An 18,673-nucleotide genomic window follows, 5' to 3' on the forward strand; every position below is an offset into this window, starting at 1 on the left:
CTCCCCGAAGAGATGAACCGCACCATCCACGGCGTCGAACACTGGATCAGCGGCGAGTCCAACCGGGTGATCGCCTGCTCCGGATACATGCGCGACGAGGTCAACGCGCTGTTCGGCGTGCCCACCAGCCGGATCGACGTGGTGGCCAACGGGGTGGAGCCGCACCGCTGGAAGGTGCCGGCCTCGGCGGTCGCCTCGGCCCGGGCCCGGTTCGCCGGGGACGGCCCGCTGGTCACCTTCGCCGGCCGGCTGGTGTACGAGAAGGGCGTGCAACACCTGCTCGCCGGGCTGCCCCGGCTGCGCGAGCGGCACCCCGGGCTGCGGGCGGTCATCGTCGGCGACGGGCCGTACAAGTCGGCCCTGGAGGCCGAGGTGCACCGGCTCGGCCTCGGCGGCATGGTGAGCATGCCGGGCTTCCTCGGCGGCACCGACCTGCCCGCCGTGATGGCCGCCTCGGACTGCTTCGCTGTGCCGAGCATCTACGAGCCGTTCGGCATGGTGGCCCTGGAGGGGGCCGCGGCCGGGGCGCCCCTGGCCGTCGCCGCGACCGGCGGGCTCGCCGAGATCGTCGAGCCGGGCGTAACCGGGATGACCTTCGCCCCGCAGGACCCGGCCGGGCTGACCGAGGCGGTGCACGCCCTGCTGTCCGACCGGGAGCACGCCCGGGCGCTGGCCCGCCGTGCCCGCGCCATGGTGCACGAGCAGTACGGCTGGGCGGCCATCGCGCACCGCACCGCCGCCACGTACGCCGCGGCGATCGCCAAGGCCCCGGCGTTCACCGCGGAGCGCGCCGAGCGCCGGATGACCGAGGGCCGCTCCCCGGCACACGTCACCGATGGCAACCTCCTCGCCGCCGCCGGCCTCCGCTGAACGACCTACGTGCCCGCGATGCGACGGCGCGATGCGACGGCGACATAGGCGGTGTCCCCAACTCGGTGATACCGCCGTGTCGCCGCAACGGCGCGGCTCGGCCTGGCCGGACGAGCGAGCACCGACACGGCTCCTGCGGGCCCTATGGAGCTGCCCCGTCTGCGCTACCGGCCAGCCGGCACGCACCAGGGCAACCGGCCCCCGGACACGCCTTCCGGTAACGCCCCGCCCCCATGCCCGCCCACGGCCAGGTCGGGAAACCGCCCGGCTCGCTTCCCCGGGGCCCCCCGGGCTCGTTTCCCCGGGGACCCCCGGTCGGGCTGGGGCGCACCGGCCGGACGCACTGGGCGCGCACCGCCCCGGCGCACTGGCCACACGCACCGCCGAGTTTCGGCGTGCCCGTGGCGGGGCGTCCGGCACCGCCACGGCCCGGGACGATCGTTCTGTCGACCGGCTGCGGCGGTAGCGCAAACGGGGCAGCTCCATAGGACCCACGGTCACCGACTGGGGTGCACCGACCTGGCGCGCGGACGCGCCTGTCGCCGACCGGAGGCGACCCACCGACCGAAGGTGACCCACCGACCGGAGATGAATGACCCACCGACCGAACGGGCCGCCCACCCCCGGCTGGGGTAGCGGCCCGTCGTCCTGGTGCCCGTCGTCCTGGTGCCTGTGGCCGGGTCAGCGCTCCGCGAGTGGGGCGTACGCCCGCTCGGGGGCTCCGGTGTAGAGCTGCCGGGGACGGCCGATCTTGGTCTCCGGGTCGTTGATCATCTCGCGCCACTGGGCGATCCAGCCGGGGAGCCGGCCGAGGGCGAAGAGCACGGTGAACATCTTCGTCGGGAAACCCATGGCCTTGTAGATCAGGCCGGTGTAGAAGTCCACGTTCGGGTAGAGCCGGCGGGACACGAAGAAGTCGTCGGCGAGCGCGATCTCCTCCAGCTTCATCGCGATGTCCAGCAGCGGGTCCGGCTTGGCCATCCGGCCGAGCACGTCCTGGGCGGCCTTCTTCACGATGGCGGCGCGCGGGTCGTAGTTCTTGTAGACCCGGTGGCCGAAGCCCATCAGCTTCACGCCGTCCTGCTTGTCCTTCACCTTGCGGACGAAGGACTGCACGTCGCCGCCGTCGGCCTCGATCTTGCTCAGCATCTCCAGAACGGCCTGGTTGGCCCCGCCGTGCAGCGGCCCGAAGAGCGCGTTGACCCCGGCCGAGACCGAGGCGAAGAGGTTGGCGTTGCTGGAGCCGACCAGCCGCACGGTCGACGTGGAGCAGTTCTGCTCGTGGTCGGCGTGCAGGACGAAGAGCATGTCCAGCACCTTGGCCATCACCGGGTCGACCTCGTACGGCTCCGCCGGCACGCCGAACGTCCCCCGCAGGAAGTTCTCCACGTAGCCGAGCGAGTTGTCCGGGTACAGCAGCGGCTGCCCGATGGACTTCTTGTAGGCGTACGCGGCGATGGTGGGAACCTTGGCCATCAGCCGGACCGTGGACATCTCGACGTGGGCGGGGTCGAACGGGTCCAGGCTGTCCTGGTAGAAGGTCGAGATGGCGCTGACGGCCGACGAGAGCACGGCCATCGGGTGCGCGTCGCGCGGGAAGCCGTCGAAGAACCGGCGCATCTCCTCATGCAGCAGCGAGTGCCGCGAGATCCGCTCGCTGAACTCGGTCAGCTCCTGCTGGCCGGGCAGCTCGCCGTAGATCAACAGGTAGGAGACCTCCAGGAAGGAGGACTTCTCGGCCAGCTGCTCGATCGGGTAGCCCCGGTACCGCAGGATGCCCGCGTCGCCGTCGATGTAGGTGATCTCGGAGGAGCAGGCCGCGGTGTTGACGAAACCGGGATCGTACGTGGTCATCCCGGTTTCCTTGAGAAGCTTGCTCACGCCGATGCCGGCGGGGCCCTCGACCGCCGAGTGCACCGGCATCGACAGCTGCCCACCGGGGTGATCGAGCTTGACTTCCGTCATGTGGTTCCTCGCTTCGCCGGCAGATCTACGTTGAAATTGCCTTCACATTTACCGTAAACACGGTTGCGGGAACACCGCTCGCCGTGGTTCGGCGGTGAGGTATGCGTCACCCGATTCCCGACCCGCAGGCGAGGAAACCCGGCGGGCACGAGCCGGGCGACGAAAGGGGGCAAAGCGCCACGAGGTGCCCACTTGGGCATGTCACACGCCGGCAGGGGCCCTTACACCGGGCGGGCGAAACTCTCAGGAAACACTCAGTCGGCGCAGCTCGTCGCCGGGGCCGACCCGGTAGACGTCCAGCCGGTTGGCGCCGGCCCGGAACAGCCGGTCGTCGGGGAGGAGGGCGGCGAACCGCCGCCCGCCGGCATCGGGCGGCACAACCGGGACGACCGCCCCGATCCGGCCGTTGACCGCGACGGCGAGCAGCGTGCCCTCGCGCACCGACGCCCCGACGGTGCCCCAGACCAGGGCCGGCAGCTCGCCGGCGTCCGGATCGACGGCGCGGAACGCGGCGAGGTCGGCGACCCGGGCGGTACCGCCGACCGGCCGCTCCCCCACGGCTGTGCCGACCAGCGGGTGGGGCGACGGCTGGGGCGGCGGCTCCGGCACCCCGCCGGGGAGGCTGACCGGCTCACCCGGCCGGTCGTAGAAGCGTTTGTCGGCGCGTTCGCGCGGGGCCCGCAGGGCGGAGCTCCCGTCGACCTGCCACGGGATCCGAACGTGCGCGTGGTCGGCGACCGTGGGCAGCAGGTCGACGTGTTCCCAGTTGCGGTCGTCGACCCGCCCGGCCCGCTGGCCGGGCTCCTTGACGAACATCGGCACCCAGGCCACCTGCCCGGCCGCCGCACGCACGGCGCTCATCCCGCGCCCCTGGAAGCCGTTGTCGAAGCTGACCCCGTGGTCGGCGGTGACCACCACGAGGGCTTTGTCGTACAGGCCGCTGGCGCGCAGGGTGCGCAGCGTCTCGCCGATCAGCCGGTCGGTGTACCCCAACTGGGCGAGGTGCCGCTGCCGGGCCAGCTCGACCCAGCCCGCGCCGTCGTTGGGCAGGTCCTGCGGGGCGGCGTAGCGGGCCCCCGACGGCAGGAACACCCAGGGCGCGTGCGGCATCAGCAGGTGCAGGAAGTGCAGGGTGGGCCGGTCGCTCGGGCGCAGCCCGGCCAGGAACGTGGTGAACCGGGCCGGCTGGTTGTCGTCGAGGCTGTCCCAGCGGAACTTCGGGTCGACCGGGACCGGCTCGGCGGCGTCCAGCCCCGCCTCGGCGGCGGTCAGCTCGCGGTACGACTCCTCGGGGGCGACGCGGCTGTCCACCGGGGCGGTCACCTGGCGCAGCAGCCGGCCGCTCTCCCGGACCAGGGCGCCGAGGCCCTGCTTGGGGCTGGCCGGCTGGTCGCAACGGCTGGGCGGGCAGAGCCGGGTGATGCTCTCCTGCGCCCGGACGTCGTACAGGCCGCCGAGGGCGGTGAACAGGTTGTCCGGGTACTGCGAGTAGTGCGGGGCGACCGGCCGCGCCGGATACCGGCCGGTGAGCATGGCCGGCAGCGCGTACGGCGTCCAGCCGCTGACCCCGGTGGCGTTGCGGTACCAGGTGGAACCGGCCGCCAGCTCGGCGAAGTGCGGGTAGCGGGCGGCGTCGATCCGGGCGTCGGGGCCGAGCAGGGAGACCAGCGGCAGCTCGTCGAGGACCAGCATGACCACCGGTGGGTGCTCCCCCGCCCCGGCCGCCCCGGCCGCGCCGACGGGGCCCCCCGGCAGCACCACCGGCGACGCGGGCGAGGCGAGCAGGAACAACGCCACGAAGGCCGGCGGCCCGGCCGCGGCCACCCGCAGCGCCCACCCCGGGCCGCGCCACCGCCGGTGCGCGGCGGCCCCGGCCACGCCCACCACCGCCGCGACCAGCAGCAGCGGTACGCCCCGCAGCGGCGTGCCGTGCCGGCCCACCTGGACGGCGAGGGCGGCGAGCAGCAGGCCGACGGTCCCGGTGTGCACGGCGGCCCGGACGCCCCGCCCGGCCAGCCGGCTCGCCGCGCCGAGCAGGGCCACCGGCAGCGTGGGGACCATTGCGATCAGCGCCACCAGGGTCAGGACCTCGCCCCGGGTGGCCCGGTGGAACAGGAAGAAGTCGGGGCTGCGGCCCAGCACGTCCAGCATCGGCTGGGTGACCACCAGCCCGACCAGCGCCACCACCTCCAGCAGCAGTCCCCGCTCCGCCCGCCACCCGGTCCGCTTGGTGGGGCGGCCCGGAGCCGGATCGACGTCCCGTAGGGTCGCCGGCGCCGGCGCCGAGTCAGCCACCCACCACCGCCTGGTAGAGCGTCCGGGTGCCCGATGGCAGCTCGGCGTGCCGCTCGATCCGGCACCGGCCGGCCAGCAACCGGGCGAACTCGTCGGGCCGGTAGGCCGGGAAGAGGCCGGGCGGCCGGTTGGCCAGCAGCCGCCGGGCCATCGGGTCGTCCGGGTGGACGAACTCGACCACCAGCCGGCCGCCGGGGGCGCAGGCGTCGGCGAGCTGGTCGACGAGCTGGTCGAGCGGCACGTTGCGCCCGATCGCGAGGTGGTGCACGACGGCGAGGGCCAGCACCAGGTCGGCACGGGCCCGGGTGGCGAAGGCAGCCCGCTCCACGCCCCGCCAGCCGCCCCCGGGCGACGGGTCGGCCAGGTCCATCACCAGCGGCAGCACCCGCCGTTGTCCCTCGGCGCGCAGCGCCGCGTACAGGTCGTCCACCACGGCCGGGTCCTGCTCGACGGCGACGACGTAGCCGGCGTGCCGGGCGGCGATCCGGGCGTACCGGCCGTCGTTGGCGCCCAGGTCCAGCACCAGGCCGGGCGGCGGGCCGGCGGTCAGCGCCGCGGCGACGAAGCGTTCCTTGGCGGCCCGGTCCCCCGCCGAGTACGTGCAGGTGCGCTGGTAGTCGACCCAGTGGCTGCGGGCGTGGCGCGGGGCCAGCCGGCGGACCAGCTTCTCGATCCGGCGCACGGCGGCCAGGGCCAGTTCCCGGGAGTACCCGGCGGTGCGCAGTTGCGCCCGCACGTCGCTGGTGGTCGCGGCGGCGTGCCGCTGCTGCATCGCGGAGTGCAGGTGCACGTGGGTGGGGACGCCGGGCAGCAGCCGGCGGGTGCCGGTGAACAGCAGGCGCATCTGCTCCGGCGGGATGCCGTCGACCTGGGCGCGCAGCCAGGGCTGGAAGTCCACGCCGAGGTGGGAGGTGAGCAGCAGCGGGTAGAGCAGGGTCTGGCAGAACTGCCGGTAGCCGGCCCAGGGCTCGCCGTCGCGGGCCGGCTCGAACGAGCCGACGTCGATGAAGACCGGTCGGACGCCGTGCCACTGGAGGTTGTAGGCCGATCCGTCCTTTGTGGTGAAGCCGGCCGCCAGCGCCGCGCGCAGGACCTCCAGGTGCAGCAACGCGGCGTCGCGCAGCATGCCGAACGACCACTCGTACGGGTGGGAGACGAACGGGATGCGCTCGTGGCGCAGGACCGCGGCCCACGGCACTCCGTCGGGGGCGCGGAACCGGTCCGGCGCGACGGGTTCGGTGCCGCAGACCTTGCCGGCGGCGAGCAGCGGCGGGAAGAACTCGCTGGCGGCCAGGGCCCGCCAGTCCTCGGCCGCCCGCGCGTCGAGCCCGCGCAGCACCTCGCCGTCGGCGTAGAAGACGCGGTTCGCCGGGTCGCGGAAGGAGCCCGGCTCGACCCGGACACCGGCGTCGGGGGTGGTCATGCCTGCGGGCCCGGCTCAGGAACGGTCGGTGGGCCGGCGGCGGAACCGGGCCGTCAGCCGGCGCCAGTAGAGCTTCGTGGCCACCGCCGCTCCGGCCACCCCGCCGACCACCGCCTGCACGATCAGGCTGCCGGAACCCGCGTCCAGGTAGGCCAGGTGCATCACGGGTCGCTCCTTCCCCTCGCCGTCCCGGAGTCAGCTTCCGGCTCCGCCACTCAGGGGTTTTTCTGCCGAAAAGCCGGACTTGTCTCATTGCCACCGTACGCGACGACGGGCCGCGTCGAGGCCACACCGCCCAGTCCGACCGGGTCCGTTCCGTTCAAGACGGCACGCCCGGCCCCGCCGTACGGTCGGCGCATGACACCTCACTTCGACCTCGTCGGCCTGACGGTCACCGACATGGCCCGGACCCTCGATTTCTACCGCCGCCTGGGCCTCGACGTCCCGGCCGGCGCGGAGGCCGAGCCGCACGTGGAGTTCACGTTGGCCGGCGGCCTGCGGCTGGCCTGGGACACGGTGGAGACGATCCGCGGCTTCGACCCCGGCTGGATGCCACCGACCGGTGGCTCCCGGGTCAGCCTCGCGTTCCGCTGCGCCGACCCGGCCGAGGTCGACCGGTACTGGACCGAAATGACCGGAGCCGGCTTCCACGGCCACCTGGCGCCGTGGGACGCGTTCTGGGGGCAGCGGTACGCGATCCTGCACGACCCCGACGGCACCGCCGTCGACCTGTTCGCCCCGCTGCCGACGGACTGACCGCAGCGCCCCCGACGGCACGGTCCACCCCGTCCCGGACCCGTCCGGGCCGACAGGACGACCGGGGCGGCTCAGCCGCGCAGCAGGACGCCGGGCGGCACCCCGGCCAACTCCCGGACGTCGCGGGTCAGGTGGGCCTGGTCGGCGTACCCGGCGCGGGCGGCCACCTCGGCCAGCGGCGTCCCGGACCGGGCCAGGGCGAGCGCCCGGCGCATCCGCAGAATGCGGGCGAGGGTCTTCGGGCCGTACCCGAACAGGTGCCGGCAGCGGCGGTGCAGCGCCCGCGCACCGAGGCCGACCTCGGCGGCGACCGTGCCGACCGGCGCCCCGGCGGCCAGCCGGCCCACCAGGCGCGCGCCGAGCGGGTCGGGGCCGCCGGCCACGCGCAGCCGCTCCCGGGCGACCGCCTCCAGCGCGGCGGCGACGCCCCGCCCGTCGGCCGTCCGGTCGGCGACGGCGACCGCGCCCGGTCCCCACAGGTCGGACAGCGGCACCCGCCGGTCCCGCAGCTCGTCGGCGGGCACGCCGAACACGGCCGGCCCGGCGCCGGGCGGCAACCGCAGCCCCACCCAACGCTCGCCGGCCGCGCTCCCCGACAGGTGCGCCGTGCGGTCCGGCCCGGCGACCAGCAGTCCCCGCCGCGAGGACCACAGCAGGTCCAGGCACCCGTCGGGCAGCACCCGGGCGGGCCCATCGCCGGTGGCGACGCTCTCCCAGAGCACCGCCCCGGCCACCCTGGCACCACGCTCCCGGTACACGCCCCGAGTCTCCCACCCACGGTTCGGTCGCCGGCCCGGGCCTGGTCAGTCCGTGACCGCCGGCAGAGAAACCGTGAACACGGTTCGCCCCGGGCGGCTGGACACCTCGACCCCGCCGTGGTGGGCGTCCACCACGGCCGCCACGATGGCCAGCCCGAGGCCCGTGCTGCCGTGGGCGCGCGACCGGGAGCTGTCCCCCCGGGCGAAGCGCTCGAAGACCTCGTTCTGCAGGTCGGCCGGGACGCCGGGGCCGTCGTCGGTGACGCTGAGCACGACTCCGGCCGGGGTGGGGGCGAGCCGGGTGGTGACGGTGGTACCCGGCGGGGTGTGCACCCGGGCGTTGGCCAGCAGGTTCGCCACCACCTGGTGCAGCCGGGCGGCGTCGCCGGGCACCATTTGCTCCGCCTCGGGCAGGTCGAGCTGCCAGCGGTGCTCCGGGCCGGCGACGTGCGCGTCGCTGACCGCGTCGACGACCAGCGCCGTCAGGTCCACCGGCTCGACCGCCAGCGGGCGACCGGAGTCGAGCCGGGCCAGCAGCAGCAGGTCGTCGACGAGGCTGGTCATCCGGGTGCTCTCCGACTCGACCCGGCGCAGCGCGTGCGCCACGTCCGGCGGGACGCGGTCGTGGCCCCGGCGGGCCACCTCGGCGTACCCGCGGATGGCCGCGAGGGGGGTGCGCAGCTCGTGGCTGGCGTCGGCGACGAACTGGCGTACCCGGGTCTCGCTGGCCTGGCGGGCGGCGAGCGCGGCGGCTACGTGCCCGAGCATCCGGTTGAGCGCGCCGCCGACCTGGCCGATCTCGGTGCGGGGGTCGGTGTCTGCGGCGGGGACCCGCACGGACAGCGCCACCTCGCCCCGGTCCAGCGGCAGCTCGGTGACCCGGGCTGCGGTGGCGGCGACCCGGCGCAGCGGGCGCAGGGTGGCCTGGACGATCAGCGCGCCGAGGCCGCCGGCGACGAGCAGCCCGGCGGCGGCGACCCCGGCCTGGGCCAGCACCATCCACCAGACGGTGTCCTGGACGCCGGTCAGCGGCAGCGCGAAGACCAGCACCCCACCGGAGCCGTCGTTGTCGAGGTCGACGAACTGCCGGGCCACCGCCCGGTAGTCGCCCTGGTCGCCGAGGTCCACCGTGCGCGGCCGGCCGTCGACGGCCAGCCCGGCCAGCGGGGCCGCCGTGCCGGTGGCGAGCGGCTCGACCGAGCCGGCCGAGTTGCGGATCTTCGCCTCCACGACCCGGCCGTCGACCACCCGGACGACGATCGAGCCGGACGGGAAGCCGGGGGGCAGTGTCACGTCGCGGGGCAGCGGGGGCAGGGTGGGGTACCGGTCCCGCCGGTCCCCGCCGACCCGGTGCCGGTCGAAGTTGAGCTGGTCGTCGACCTGGCCGACGAGGAAGTGCCGCAGCGCCACCGTGGTCAGCCCGCCGATCCCGACGCTGACCAGGGCGAGCAGCGCCACCACGGCGGCCACCAGCCGGGTGCGCAGCGACCAGCCGGCCAGCCAGCGGCGCAGCCGGTCAGTCCGCGGGCTTGAGGACATATCCCGCGCCCCGCAGGGTGTGGATCATCGGCACCCGTCCGACGTCGATCTTCTTCCGCAGGTACGAGATGTACAGCTCGACGACGTTGGCCTGCCCGCCGAAGTCGTAGTTCCAGACGTGGTCGAGAATCTGCGCCTTGCTGAGCACCCGGCGCGGGTTGCGCATCAGGTACCGCAGCAGCTCGAACTCGGTCGCGGTGAGGGTGACCAGCTGGCCACCGCGGCGCACCTCGTGGCTGTCCTCGTCCAGGTTGAGGTCGCCGACGGTCAGCACCGCGTCCTCCCGGGTGGCGACGGCGAACCCGGAGCGGCGCAGCAGCGCCCGCAGCCGGGCGATCACCTCCTCCAGGCTGAACGGCTTGGTGACGTAGTCGTCGCCGCCGACGGTGAGCCCGGCGATGCGCTCCTCCACCGCGTCCCGGGCGGTGAGGAAGAGCACCGGCACGGTCGGGGTGTGCTCGCGCAACCGGCGCAGCACCTGGAAGCCGTCCAGGTCGGGCAGCATCACGTCGAGCACCACCGCGTCCGGCTGGAACTGCCGGGCGGTGCTCAGCGCCGTCATCCCGTTGCCCGCGGTGCGGACCTGCCAGCCCTCGTAGCGCAGCGCCATCGAGAGCAGGTCGGTGAGCGTGGGCTCGTCGTCGACCACCAGCACCCGGACGGGTTCCCCGTCGGGTCGGCGCAGCTCGATGCGGCCCTGCGCGGCCTGCCCCTCCATGACCATGCCTCCCATCGTGGGACGGTCGGCTGTGCCCCACATCGGCAGACCCTGTGTACCAGCTGTGCGAGCCGACCGGTGCCGGGACCGCGCATCCGCCCCCTGCCGGCCGTGCGGCGCGCGGGCCGCGGCCCGAGGCCGGGAACGGTCGCACCGGGTCAGGCGGGGCGGGTCGCGGGGCGGGCCCGGCGGATCATCACGTCAGGGCCCGGCGGATCACTGTGGCAGGGCCCGGCGGATCACTGTGACATGCCCAGCGGGTCGGTGCGGACGAAGCGCATGGTCCAGGTGCCGGTGTCGTCCGGGCGGTCGCGCCGGTAGAGGTGGTCGGCGGTCGGCGCCGGGGAGCCGCCCGGGTGGCGCAGCACCCAGCACTGCGGGGGCGTCCCGTCGGGCCCGGCCGGCACCTGCCGCACCAGGTCGTGCGCGGGCCCGCCGACGAACCGTACGGCCACCTCGGTCATCACCCCTCCGCTTCGCCACCCTCACCCCGGGTCGACCTTCCCGTGTGGAAGCTACCGCACCCACCGGAGAGACGCGGGCGGCGCGGTGTCTACACCCCCGGCGGTTTGCCCAGCTCCGAGGTCGGGTACCGGGCGGAAGTGACGGGATTGCCGCCCGCCGATGGTGGCGAGCTAGACGAGGAGCGGTCGATGAGAACGCTGGACGGGCGCTACCAGCTCGAACAGCGCATCGGCATCGGCGGGATGTCAGAGGTGTGGCAGGCCCACGACACGGTGCTCGACCGGCCGGTCGCGGTGAAGCTGATCTCCCCCGGCCGGGACGAGGCCAACTCGGTGGAACGCATCCGCACCGAGGCCCGCTCCGCGGCCCGGCTGGTGCACCCGAACGTGGCCAGCGTGCACGACTTCGGCGCCTCGTCGATGCCGCCCGGCCGGTCGGCGCCGTACATAGTGATGGAGTTGGCGGAGGGCGACACCCTCGCCGCGCACCTGCGCGCCGGGCCGCTGGACTGGCGCATCGCCGTGCGGGTCTGCGCCGAGATCGCGGCGGCGCTGGCCGCCGCGCACGCGCACGGCATCGTGCACCGGGACGTGAAGCCGGCCAACGTGATGCTCACCCCGAGCGGGGTCAAGGTGCTGGACTTCGGCATCGCCACCTCGGCCGACATGCCCGACGATCTGCCGGACGGCATGGTGGTGGGCACTCCCGCGTACCTTGCTCCGGAGCAGCTCGACCGGCGGCCCGCTACCCCGGCCGCCGACATGTACGCCCTCGGGGTGCTGCTCTACTACTGCCTCACCGGCCGGCTGCCGTACCGGGCCGAGAGCACCAGTGAGCTGCTCGGGGCACGCCGACGGCAGCCACCGGAGCCGCTGCCGCCGGTGGACGGCCTGCCGCCGGAGGTGGCCGGGCTCTGCGAGCAACTGATGGCCGACGATCCTACGTGCCGGCCGACCAGCCTGATGGCCGCGCTGCTGCTGGCCGAGGCGGTTGACGCCCGGGTGTACGTGCCGATGCTCGACATGTCCCCGCCCCGGCAGCGCGAAGGGCTGGTGTCCCCGTGGACCGAGCAGGCCGCCACCGACGCGACCCAGGTGGCGGGCGTCGGCGAGCGGACGGCCGGACCTGGGCACGACCGGGCGTCCTGAGGCCCGGCAGCCTGTCCCGGAGCCGGCGGCCCGGCCGAGGGCCCCGCGACGGTGCCGGTGCCGGTGCCGGTGCCGGGGCCGGGGCCAGTGCCAGTGCCTCGCGACGGCGACGGTGCCGGCGTCCACGGCTGCGGCGGGACGGAGCCGGTGGCGGTTTCGCCGGGCGCGGGCCGGGTAGTCGGGCGGGTGACTGAGGGGGGAACGGAATGCCGGATCCGAGTTCCTGGCTGCACGAGGCCACCGCGACGGCGGCGGGGGGCCACGTCCGCACCGACGACGGAGGACTGTCCAGCGCCCTGGCCTCCCCGCTGGCGCCGCACTGTACGGGCCTGACGCCGGAGCAACTGCTGGCCGCCGCCTTCGCGTCCTGTCTGCACCACGCGGCGGTCGAGGCCGCCGGGGAGATCACCGACGAGGCGCACACCGTGCAGGTGCGCGCCGAGGCCCGGCTGGGCCGTGACGACGACGGACGCTACCGGGCCGACGTGCACGCCTCCATCTCGTCGGCCGGGCTGAGCCCGCAGCAGCTCGCCCAACTCGTCGAGCACGCCGATCGGCTCTGGCCGTTCTCCAGCGGCGACAGCACCCGCCACCGTCTCACGGTCACCTCGGCGGACAACGGCGGACGCTGAACAGGTATTCGATCATCACCCGAACGAAGGAGTTGATCAAGCTACCCTGACGGGTCGCGCCAGCCCGGCAAAAAATTACTCTTGCCCCCCTTGCTAGGGTTATAACGGACATCGCAGATATGCCGGGATGGCCGGCTTGCTGCCCGAACAGAGGGATATGGCCGGTCGGAATCCCGCACATTGTGGCGCAGGCCACCAACCGCCCCCTGGGGAAAGCGCGCCGGGCTCTCTAGCCTCGGCGGGTGCGTCCCGACCAGAACGCTGAGCAGAAGCAGACCGCCACCCGACCGGATGACCGTTCGACCGACGCCACATCGACCGGGTGGACGGCCGGCCGGCACCGCCGGCCCGAACCGCCACGCCGCGCCGGCCGGGCGATGCTCGGGTCGACCCCGGTGCGCGCGGCCCTGGCCACCGGCCTGACCTGCTGCCTCGGCGTGGCCGCCTTCGCCGGCACCCGGCACGCCGACACCGACCCGGCGCCGGTCCGCGAGGCCCTCGCCGACCGGGCCGCGGTCGCCGCCGAGGCCGAGCGGCGCGCCTCCCGCTCCCTCGACCGCACCCCCGCCGCCCCGCCGACGCTCTCCCCCACCCCGACGGCGAAGTCCAGCCCCGGTGCCAGCCGCAAGCCGAAGCCGGTCAGGCCGTCCCGCCCCCGCCCGGTCGCCGGCCTCGACCAGCTCCAGATGGACAACGCCAAGGCCATCGTGGACGTGGGGCGGGGCCTGAAACTGCCCCGCCGGGGCCTGGTGGTGGCGGTGTCCACCGCCATGCAGGAGAGCGACCTGCGGAACCTGGCCAGCAACGTGCTGCCCGAGTCCTACGAGTACCCGCACCAGGGCAGCGGCTCCGACCACGACTCGGTCGGGCTGTTCCAACAGCGACCCAGCAGCGGCTGGGGCAGCGTCCGCGACCTGATACGCCCCGCGTACGCGGCGCGGGTGTTCTATGAGGCGCTGCTGAAGGTTCCCGGCTGGCAGGAGATGAGCGTCACCGCCGCCGCCCAGTCCGTGCAGGTCTCGGCGTACCCCGACGCGTACGCCCGGCACGAGGAGCGGGCCGCCGCGGTGGTGGCGGCGCTGCTCTGAGCCGGCCCGGGCCACCCGGGCGCCGCGCCCGCTCCCAGGCTCGGCACCGGTCACCGCTCAGCTCGTGGGCACCCCGCCGGGCGGCACGGACGCGGCGGCCGTCGGCGTGTCCGCGGCCACCGGCTCACCGACCGGCCCGGTGAGGATCTCGTCGAGCCGGGTCGCCCGGAGACGGCGTGCCGCCAGGGCGGCCTCGACATCCCGGCGGGCCCGCACCGCCTCGGCGTACGCCTGCTCGCGGAGCTGCCGGGCCTCCTCGCGGGCCGCGTCCAGCTCGAACCGGGCCCGGGCCAGGACCTCGGCCGCCTCCCGCTCGGCCTCCGGCGACGACCGGCCCGGGTCCGCCCCGGCCGCATCGGCCCGGCGCCGCTCGACCAGGTCGCACAGGCGAGCCGCCTCCCGCCGGAGCCGGTCCCACTCACGGCCCGTCACGGCGGCGCCCTCCGCCCGCGCGGCGAGCCGGCTCAGCCGGACCGCCAGCTCGTCGAGGCAGGAGTCGACCTGCCGACGGTCGTAGCCGAACTCCACGACGGAGAACCTCATCCTGTCGCCCCCAGGCAGCCGGTGCTTCTTCCCACCTGCCGATCCTCGGCGGTGCCGGCGGGACGCCGAGGGGGTTCGGGAGAATTGTTCGGCATCCGGGCGACGACGCCCGTCGCCGGCGGCTCGGGTCAGGCCCGCTTGGGCAGCACCACGACGCGGCCGAAGAACTCGTCGATCCGGCGCACCACGTCGTTGAAGTCGTCCAGGTCGATCGGCTTCGTCACGTACGCGTTGGCCTGGAGGGTGTAGCTGCCGACGATGTCGGTGTCGGCGTTGGAGGTGGTGAGCACCACGATCGGAATGGTGCGCAGGTCGTCGTCCTGCTTGACCTCGCCGAGCACCTGCCGCCCGTCCATCCGGGGCATGTTCAGGTCGAGCAGGATCACGTCGGGCCGGCGGGCCTCGGTGTGCCGCCCCTCCTGGCGCAGGAACTCCATGGCCTCCTGGCCGTCGCCGACCACGTCGATGACCTTGTCGACGTCGGAGTCGGCGAGGGCCTCCTCGATCATCAGAACGTCGCCGGGATCGTCGTCCACCACGAGGATACGAACGGGGCCGGGGATGTTTCCAGCCATGAGTGACCTGCCTCGGATTTGACGCGGACGGCGACCTCACGATCGCCTGCTGGCGGGGAAATCTAGCCCATCACGAGGCGGACTGCGACCTCGGGTGCGCCGTGTCGAACGGGTATCGCAGGACCTCGGCCAGCCCGGTCACCTTCAGCACCCGCTCCACCCGCCCGGTGGCCCCGGTGACCCGCAGCCAGCCGCCCCGGGCCGCGGCCCGGTTGTCGCCCCGGACGAACGCGGCGAGGCCGGTGGAGTCGCAGAAGGTCAGCTCGGTGAGGTCGACCAGGAGATGGCGCTCCCCCTGGTCGGCCAGCCGGTCGAGGACGGCGTTCAGCTCGGGCGCGGTGCTGAGGTCCAGCTCGCCGGCGAGTCGCAGGCACGCCCCGGCACCGTCCCGCTGGGCGTACGTGACGGTGAACGTCAACCGTGGTTCCCCTCGCTTCACCGCAGGCTGATGCTTGCAGTGAAGCAAGTATAAGCAGTGAGCCGCGGCCCCCCGCACCTACGCACGCTCAACGCGACCGCGCGCCCGCGTCGAGCCACGCTCTCGCCGCGCCCAGGAAACGCGCCGCCCGCGGGGAGTCCCGCAGCTCCCCCGCGTAGTGCCCGAGCGTGAACCCGACCGCCGAGGCCGGCACCCCCCGACTGACCAGGATGGTGACCAGCCACTCCACGAACTCGGCGAACAGCGAGGCGTCGTCGACGTAGACCGCGGCGGCGAGGAAGTCGACGATGTGGCCGAGGTCGCTGACGGTGGAGTCGAGCTGGGCAGGCGTGTACCCCCGCACCCCGGGAACCCGGTCACGCAGGTCGGCCAGGGCGCCGTCGATCAGGTCACCGCGCCGCTTCACCAGGCTGGCGTACTCGTCGTCGGCGAGCTGCGGGGACAGGTCTGCCGGCTGGACACGACGCAGGGCCCGCTCGTCGGCCACCAGCTCGGCCGCGCTGGGCGCGTCGGGGGCCCAGGCAACCCCGAGCCTGTGGGCCCAGCGCCCGTCGTGGCCGAAGCCTCGGCCGCCGACCACCACCGGCACGTCGGAGCGGCGGCACGCCTCGATCACGCGGTGCGCGTACGGCAGCCGCGTCGGCAGCGCGCAGGCCAGCGCGACCGCGTGCGCGTCGTGCCGGTGCAGGTACGACACCAGGTCCACGGCCGGCACGCTGGCCCCGAGGAAGGTGACCTGCCAGCCGCGCAACCGCAGCACCTCGGCGACCAGCCGGGGCGGCAGGGCGTGCCACTCGCCGTCCATGCAGGCCACGACCACCCGCCCCCGGGTGGGTCGGGGGTTGACCCGGGCGACGACGGCGGCCACGACCCGCTCGCTGATGTGGGTGGCTGCGTGTTCCTGGGCGACACTCCACTCGTTGCGCGCCCACCGCTCACCGATCTCGACCTGGGCGGGGGCGACCAGTTCCAGCAGCACCCGCTCGGCGGGCACCCCGGCGTCGACCAGCCCGAGCGCGGCGTCGACCGCGGCGTACTCGTCAGCCTCCTCCAACGATCCGAGGAAGCCGTGGTACGAGTCGGCCGGGGAGGCCTCGGCGGTGGCTGCGATCACGCGGCGATCTCCTTCGAAAGGGCGGTCAGGACGGGGAGGACACGGCGTGCAGGTGCCGGGCCGGTCGGCTGTGCGGCCCGACGGCCCGCAGCGCGAGCACGGCGATGTCGTCGTGGTCGCGCTGGGCCAGCCAGTCGCAGGTGACCTGTTCGACCCGCTCGGCCAGCGCCGGGGCGGGCATCCGCTGGCAGCCGCCGAGGGCACGGACCAGGCGGTCGGTGCCGAACTGCTCGTCGCCACGCCGGCCGCCCCGCGCCTCGGTCACCCCGTCGCTGTAGAGCAGGCAGGTCTCGCCCGGCGCCAGCTCGACGGTCACCTCGCCGATACGCGGGTCGGGAACCACGCCGATCAGCATCCCGCTGAGGCCGATCAACTCCACCTCACCGGACGTGCGCAGCACCAGCGGGGGCAGGTGGCCGCCGCCGGACATGGTCAGGGTGAGCCCGCCGTCGCGTCGGGGGTGGACCACGCCGAGCACCATGGTGGCGAACCGGCCCTGGCCGTGCGCCAGGGTGGTCTCCAGCAGCGCGTCGTTGAGCAGCTCCAGCAACCGGCCGGGGTGCGACTCCACCCGGTGCAGCGCCTGGAGGCACTGGCGGAGCTGGCCGGTGAACACGGCCGCCTCGACCCCCTTGCCCGAGACGTCACCGAGGAAGAACACCGAGCCGCCGTCGGGCAGCCGGTGCGAGCCGTAGAAGTCCCCGCCGATGCGCAGCCCGGCCTGCGCCGGTCGGTACGCGGTGCCCCACTGCACGCCGGCCGTCTCGGCCGGCTCGACCGGCACCAGGCTGGCCTGGAGGGTGTCGACGACCTCTGCCTGGTCACGGTAGAGCACGGCGGTGGTCAGGGCGGCGCCCGCCCGGGCCGCGAAGGCGCGGACGAGGTCGAGGTCGGCCTCCTCGTGGTGGCGGGCGGTGCGGCGGGCGACCAGCAGCACGCCCGCCGGCAGGTCCCGCCCCGGCAGCGGCACCACCCGGACGCTGGCCTCGGCGGCGGCGAGGCCGGGCAGCCAGCCCGCCTCGACGGCCTGCTCCACGAGCCAGTCCAGCGCGTGCGGCTCGGTGCCGGCGAGCGCCTCGTCGATGGCGGCCGGCAGGTCGACGGCGTCGAGCACCCCGCTGTCCACGGTCGAGGTGTCGTCGGCGGCGGCGCGGGTGGCCCGCCACCAGCGGGCCCTACCGGAGCGGGGGGCCGACACCAGCACGGCCACCTCGGCCAGGGTGGGCACGGCGAGCCGGACCACCGCAGCGGCGGCCCGGTCGGGGTGCAGCGGGTTGCCGAGCTTCTCCCCCACCACGGCCAGGAAAGCCGAACGGGCCCGCTCGGCGAGCAACGCGTCGGCCCGGGCGACGCTCTCGGTGACGTCCTCGACGTACCAGCAGCACCGGGCGGCGGACAGCGGCACCTGGCGGACCCGCAGTCTGCGGTCGTGGTGGGTGAACTCGCCGACATCGGACGCGGCGTGCAGGCCCGCGATCCCGGACGCGGCGAGCAGCGCGCCGACGACCACCTCGGGCAGCAGGCGCCCGGCGACCGGGCTCAGGTGCCGCACCACACCGCGGGCGTCGCAGACGATCAGGCCCTCGCGGAAGTGCTCGACGACCTCGGACCAGGCCGGGGTCGGTGGGCCGCGGTCGGGGGTAAGTCTCGGCAGTCCGGCCGCGGGTCGCACCGGCACGTCGGCGGGCCAGGCCGGAGCCGGTGCGGTACTCGGCGTGGAGATCCGTCCGTCGCCCGGGTCCGCGCCCCTGACGTCGGCAGCAGTCACCAGCTGAGCCCCACTCCTTCTCGACACCCGCCCCGTCACCGAAACGGTGTATGTGGTCTGATCCCACCCCACCCCACCCTACGCGGGTGTGCCGGCACCGCCATCTGACGCCAGATTGACCAGCCGCCGCACCGGCCTGCCGGCCCGTCCGCTGCCTCGGGCTCAGGCGACCGCCGGCCGGCGGCGCCCGCCTGAGCCCAGGGGTTTGCCGATCGCGGGCGGCTGGGAACATGGGCCCATGCCCTCTCCGCTGTTGACCATCGAGGTGACCCGGTCCGAGGCCGGACGCGCCCGGCTTCGGCTGACCGGCGAGCTGGACTTCGACACCGCGCCGGAGCTGACGGCCACCGCCGAGGAGCTGCGTCGGGACGGCTGCCACGAGCTGGAGATCGACCTGGACGGCGTCGGGCTCTGCGACTCCTCGGGGCTCAGCGCGCTGGTGGTGATCCACCGCAGGGGATCCGGCCCGATCCGGCTGACCGGGGTGCACGGCCAGCTCCAGCGGTTGCTCGACCGCACCGGCCTGAGCGAGGTGCTCGACGCCGAGGCCGTCGACGCGCGCGACGTCGGCTGACCC

General features: G+C 74.6%; 19 protein-coding genes. 6 read left to right on the forward strand and 13 right to left on the reverse strand.

Features of this window, described 5'->3' with window-relative positions; all coding sequences use genetic code 11:
* A partial coding sequence (locus ACH4T9_RS23405) for a glycosyltransferase family 4 protein (protein ID WP_396673446.1) occupies positions 1 to 870 on the forward strand: 870 nt, incomplete at its 5' end.
* Between the two features lie 681 nt (positions 871 to 1,551).
* On the opposite strand, the gene ACH4T9_RS23410 is transcribed toward ACH4T9_RS23405, so the two are convergent.
* The 4 genes from ACH4T9_RS23410 to ACH4T9_RS23425 form a co-directional block, all read right to left on the reverse strand.
* On the reverse strand, positions 1,552 to 2,835 hold the full coding sequence (locus ACH4T9_RS23410) for a citrate synthase (protein ID WP_396673448.1): 1,284 nt from the start codon (positions 2,833 to 2,835) through the stop codon (positions 1,552 to 1,554).
* A gap of 243 nt (positions 2,836 to 3,078) precedes the next feature.
* A complete protein-coding gene (locus ACH4T9_RS23415; RefSeq protein WP_396673449.1) occupies positions 3,079 to 5,130 on the reverse strand; it encodes a sulfatase-like hydrolase/transferase in 2,052 nt (683 codons plus the stop codon).
* Positions 5,123 to 6,553 carry a class I SAM-dependent methyltransferase gene (locus tag ACH4T9_RS23420; protein ID WP_396673450.1) on the reverse strand — a complete coding sequence of 477 codons (1,431 nt, stop codon included), beginning with the start codon at positions 6,551 to 6,553 and terminating at the stop codon, positions 5,123 to 5,125. Before ACH4T9_RS23420 ends, ACH4T9_RS23415 begins: the two co-directional genes overlap by 8 nt.
* 15 nt (positions 6,554 to 6,568) lie before the next feature.
* Positions 6,569 to 6,718 (reverse strand): hypothetical protein, encoded by a 150-nt coding sequence (locus tag ACH4T9_RS23425; RefSeq protein ID WP_396673451.1) that lies wholly within the window; start codon positions 6,716 to 6,718, stop codon positions 6,569 to 6,571.
* A 192-nt stretch (positions 6,719 to 6,910) separates the two neighbouring features.
* Between ACH4T9_RS23425 and ACH4T9_RS23430 the strand changes: the two genes are divergently transcribed.
* The gene (locus tag ACH4T9_RS23430) at positions 6,911 to 7,309 is read left to right on the forward strand and encodes a VOC family protein (RefSeq protein ID WP_396673452.1); all 399 of its coding nucleotides are present in this window, start codon (positions 6,911 to 6,913) and stop codon (positions 7,307 to 7,309) included.
* Positions 7,310 to 7,380: 71 nt separating this feature from the next.
* Here ACH4T9_RS23430 and ACH4T9_RS23435 read toward each other — a convergent pair whose 3' ends face one another.
* From ACH4T9_RS23435 to ACH4T9_RS23450, 4 genes are all read right to left on the reverse strand, one after another.
* Complete coding sequence (locus tag ACH4T9_RS23435; protein WP_396673453.1) at positions 7,381 to 8,067, reverse strand: helix-turn-helix domain-containing protein; 687 nt, start codon at positions 8,065 to 8,067, stop codon at positions 7,381 to 7,383.
* A 45-nt stretch (positions 8,068 to 8,112) separates the two neighbouring features.
* Positions 8,113 to 9,606, reverse strand: coding sequence for an ATP-binding protein (locus ACH4T9_RS23440; protein WP_396673454.1), 1,494 nt, complete (start codon positions 9,604 to 9,606; stop codon positions 8,113 to 8,115).
* Positions 9,584 to 10,330 carry a response regulator transcription factor gene (locus tag ACH4T9_RS23445; protein WP_396673777.1) on the reverse strand — a complete coding sequence of 249 codons (747 nt, stop codon included), beginning with the start codon at positions 10,328 to 10,330 and terminating at the stop codon, positions 9,584 to 9,586. The genes ACH4T9_RS23440 and ACH4T9_RS23445 overlap by 23 nt, the downstream gene beginning before the upstream one ends.
* 233 nt (positions 10,331 to 10,563) lie before the next feature.
* On the reverse strand, positions 10,564 to 10,788 hold the full coding sequence (locus ACH4T9_RS23450) for a hypothetical protein (RefSeq protein ID WP_396673455.1): 225 nt from the start codon (positions 10,786 to 10,788) through the stop codon (positions 10,564 to 10,566).
* 189 nt (positions 10,789 to 10,977) lie between these two features.
* Here ACH4T9_RS23450 and ACH4T9_RS23455 point away from each other — a divergent pair, with 189 nt between their 5' ends.
* The 3 genes from ACH4T9_RS23455 (at position 10,978) to ACH4T9_RS23465 (ending at position 13,657) form a co-directional block, all read left to right on the forward strand.
* A complete protein-coding gene (locus ACH4T9_RS23455; protein WP_396673456.1) occupies positions 10,978 to 11,937 on the forward strand; it encodes a serine/threonine-protein kinase in 960 nt (319 codons plus the stop codon).
* Between the two features lie 206 nt (positions 11,938 to 12,143).
* A complete protein-coding gene (locus tag ACH4T9_RS23460; RefSeq protein WP_396673457.1) occupies positions 12,144 to 12,569 on the forward strand; it encodes an OsmC family protein in 426 nt (141 codons plus the stop codon).
* A gap of 242 nt (positions 12,570 to 12,811) precedes the next feature.
* Positions 12,812 to 13,657 carry a hypothetical protein gene (locus ACH4T9_RS23465; protein ID WP_396673458.1) on the forward strand — a complete coding sequence of 282 codons (846 nt, stop codon included), beginning with the start codon at positions 12,812 to 12,814 and terminating at the stop codon, positions 13,655 to 13,657.
* Positions 13,658 to 13,714: 57 nt separating this feature from the next.
* Here ACH4T9_RS23465 and ACH4T9_RS23470 read toward each other — a convergent pair whose 3' ends face one another.
* The 5 genes from ACH4T9_RS23470 to ACH4T9_RS23490 form a co-directional block, all read right to left on the reverse strand.
* On the reverse strand, positions 13,715 to 14,200 hold the full coding sequence (locus tag ACH4T9_RS23470; protein WP_396673459.1) for an ATPase: 486 nt from the start codon (positions 14,198 to 14,200) through the stop codon (positions 13,715 to 13,717).
* Between the two features lie 128 nt (positions 14,201 to 14,328).
* A complete protein-coding gene (locus tag ACH4T9_RS23475; protein ID WP_396673460.1) occupies positions 14,329 to 14,775 on the reverse strand; it encodes a response regulator in 447 nt (148 codons plus the stop codon).
* A gap of 70 nt (positions 14,776 to 14,845) precedes the next feature.
* A complete protein-coding gene (locus tag ACH4T9_RS23480) occupies positions 14,846 to 15,193 on the reverse strand; it encodes an STAS domain-containing protein (protein WP_396673461.1) in 348 nt (115 codons plus the stop codon).
* Between the two features lie 88 nt (positions 15,194 to 15,281).
* Entirely contained in the window at positions 15,282 to 16,328 is a 1,047-nt protein-coding gene (locus ACH4T9_RS23485; RefSeq protein ID WP_396673462.1) for a B12-binding domain-containing protein, read from the reverse strand.
* Positions 16,329 to 16,353: 25 nt separating this feature from the next.
* Positions 16,354 to 18,096 carry a SpoIIE family protein phosphatase gene (locus ACH4T9_RS23490; protein WP_396673463.1) on the reverse strand — a complete coding sequence of 581 codons (1,743 nt, stop codon included), beginning with the start codon at positions 18,094 to 18,096 and terminating at the stop codon, positions 16,354 to 16,356.
* Between the two features lie 238 nt (positions 18,097 to 18,334).
* On the opposite strand from ACH4T9_RS23490, the gene ACH4T9_RS23495 reads away from it, so the two are divergent.
* Positions 18,335 to 18,670 (forward strand): STAS domain-containing protein, encoded by a 336-nt coding sequence (locus ACH4T9_RS23495; RefSeq protein WP_396673464.1) that lies wholly within the window; start codon positions 18,335 to 18,337, stop codon positions 18,668 to 18,670.
* Positions 18,671 to 18,673: the final 3 nt, after the last annotated feature.

Origin of the sequence: Micromonospora sp. NPDC020750, from assembly GCF_044334565.1 — a bacterium.
Taxonomy (GTDB): domain Bacteria; phylum Actinomycetota; class Actinomycetes; order Mycobacteriales; family Micromonosporaceae; genus Micromonospora.

Coding starts and splice junctions, on each gene's coding strand:
- ACH4T9_RS23410 (WP_396673448.1), bottom strand. CDS start 2,835: ATGACGGAAGTCAAGCTCGATCACCCCGGTGGGCAGCTGTCGATGCCG.
- ACH4T9_RS23470 (WP_396673459.1), bottom strand. CDS start 14,200: ATGAGGTTCTCCGTCGTGGAGTTCGGCTACGACCGTCGGCAGGTCGAC.
- ACH4T9_RS23495 (WP_396673464.1), top strand. CDS start 18,335: ATGCCCTCTCCGCTGTTGACCATCGAGGTGACCCGGTCCGAGGCCGGA.
- ACH4T9_RS23440 (WP_396673454.1), bottom strand. CDS start 9,606: ATGTCCTCAAGCCCGCGGACTGACCGGCTGCGCCGCTGGCTGGCCGGC.
- ACH4T9_RS23430 (WP_396673452.1), top strand. CDS start 6,911: ATGACACCTCACTTCGACCTCGTCGGCCTGACGGTCACCGACATGGCC.
- ACH4T9_RS23450 (WP_396673455.1), bottom strand. CDS start 10,788: ATGACCGAGGTGGCCGTACGGTTCGTCGGCGGGCCCGCGCACGACCTG.
- ACH4T9_RS23475 (WP_396673460.1), bottom strand. CDS start 14,775: ATGGCTGGAAACATCCCCGGCCCCGTTCGTATCCTCGTGGTGGACGAC.
- ACH4T9_RS23445 (WP_396673777.1), bottom strand. CDS start 10,330: ATGGTCATGGAGGGGCAGGCCGCGCAGGGCCGCATCGAGCTGCGCCGA.
- ACH4T9_RS23460 (WP_396673457.1), top strand. CDS start 12,144: ATGCCGGATCCGAGTTCCTGGCTGCACGAGGCCACCGCGACGGCGGCG.
- ACH4T9_RS23420 (WP_396673450.1), bottom strand. CDS start 6,553: ATGACCACCCCCGACGCCGGTGTCCGGGTCGAGCCGGGCTCCTTCCGC.
- ACH4T9_RS23455 (WP_396673456.1), top strand. CDS start 10,978: ATGAGAACGCTGGACGGGCGCTACCAGCTCGAACAGCGCATCGGCATC.